Origin of the sequence: Psittacicella hinzii (assembly GCF_003585935.1) — a bacterium.
GTDB classification, from domain to species: Bacteria; Pseudomonadota; Gammaproteobacteria; order Enterobacterales; family Psittacicellaceae; genus Psittacicella; species Psittacicella hinzii.
On the sequence record NZ_NRJG01000204.1, the window covers coordinates 1 to 1,594 of the forward strand.

At 30.2% G+C, this 1,594-nt stretch carries 2 protein-coding genes; one reads left to right on the forward strand and one right to left on the reverse strand.

What is annotated here, in order from left to right; genetic code table 11:
• Window positions 1-163: 163 nt before the first annotated feature.
• Window positions 164-418, forward strand: a complete 255-nt coding sequence (locus tag CKF58_RS08180) for a SlyX family protein (protein WP_119532764.1) — start codon at window positions 164-166, stop codon at window positions 416-418.
• Between the two features lie 15 nt (window positions 419-433).
• On the opposite strand, the gene CKF58_RS08185 is transcribed toward CKF58_RS08180, so the two are convergent.
• A complete protein-coding gene (locus CKF58_RS08185) occupies window positions 434-1,426 on the reverse strand; it encodes a LysR substrate-binding domain-containing protein (protein ID WP_119532766.1) in 993 nt (330 codons plus the stop codon).
• Window positions 1,427-1,594: the final 168 nt, after the last annotated feature.

Sequence of the window (1,594 nt, forward strand, 5' to 3'; positions counted from 1 at the left end):
CTTATATAATAATGCAAAAAGCATATCTAAAAAGTTTTCCCTATAAGAATATATACATGATTATGTAAATATCAATAGGTAGTTTATAAAACAAGTTCTTAGAATTTTTATTATAGCAAAAGCCTCTGCTTTTGCATAATAAAATATTACGATATTTAGCATTATGACACAAGATTCGACAATCTTCACGCTCCTCGAAACTAAATCTGAATTAGAAAAACGTATTCAGAGTTTGGAAGAAATGGTAGTCCAGTTGCTTATTACAGTTGAAACTTTAGATACAGCTTTAATTAATCAACAAAAAGAAATCTTTACTCTTGAACGTAAAATTAAAGTGATTTCAGAGTATCTTAAATCACAACAAAATAACGTACAAATTGCTTCCCAAGCTGAAGAAACTCCACCTCCGCATTATTAAAAAAAGAACCTAGTATTAGGTTCTTTTTGCGTCTGTGAATTTGTAAACTTTTTGATCAATTTTTAACTTGCGATATTCTTTGTGATAGATCTTTTTCAGTTCAGCTACGATTTCATTATAAAATCTTACACTTGGACTTTCCGGATCATAGACTACACTAATTTCGCGTGTTGGATGATTTTCAATGCGATTAATCTTAACTTTACTCGGAGTACTAGAATAAAGGCTTACCGCAGGGACAACACTTACGCCAAGATTATTGTTTACTAAAGTTTTTAAGGTATCAATTGTAGATACGTTATAACGATCATCAGTTAAATCTTCGATACCTAATTCCGGACTTAAAGTCGCAGAACAGATATCGATTACTTGATCTCGCAAACAATTATCATCTTGTAATAAGAAAATACGATTGTTTTTTAAATTACGTAAATTTAAATCACTTTCGCTTAATACTGGGTTATTACGATTAATTAACGCAACTAATTCATCTTCACCAATCGGAATAGTAAACATCTGTTCTACTATAGGGTGATTTGCTACTAAAGCAAAATCTAAACTTTTATATAAAAGTTCTTCTTTAATCCGATTAGTCATTAATTCAATACAGTTAAAGGTGTATTTAGGAAATTTATCCTGTAAGCGCGGAAGTATTGCTTCTTGGAAGAATGTAATAAATGTAGGAATTACTCCAATATTAAATTCACCTCGTAAACCTTTAAATTTTTGTTGTTCAGCAAAAGCTACTTCAGATAAAATTTTAAATTCATCCGAAATTTTTTGGAACTGTTCGATAATTGATTTCGAGCTTGGAGTAAATTCAACGCGTCTAGAGCTACGCTCAATTAAAGTAACATTAAGAATTTTCTCGACCTTAGACACTTGTCCACTAATCGTCGCTTGTGTTACATCACAAACTTCTGCAGCTTTACGGAAGCTACGCATACGATATACGGCGAGTACATATTTAATGTCTTTTAATTGAAGGCTTGAGAGGTCTAAACTCATATATAAAACAGATAAGAAATAGTAACAGGTGAATAGAGTTAATAATAGCTTAAGTAAAAATAATATTTAAAATCACTCTTTATCTATTGATAAGATTCACCGATGAAAAAATATTTAATAGTATACTCAAATTATAAACTATTTTAGTAACAAAGACACGCCTAAGTT

Excerpts from the sequence above, each read along its gene's own strand:
- CKF58_RS08180 (WP_119532764.1), top strand. The coding sequence starts at position 164 with ATGACACAAGATTCGACAATCTTCACGCTCCTCGAAACTAAATCTGAA.
- CKF58_RS08185 (WP_119532766.1), bottom strand. The coding sequence starts at position 1,426 with ATGAGTTTAGACCTCTCAAGCCTTCAATTAAAAGACATTAAATATGTA.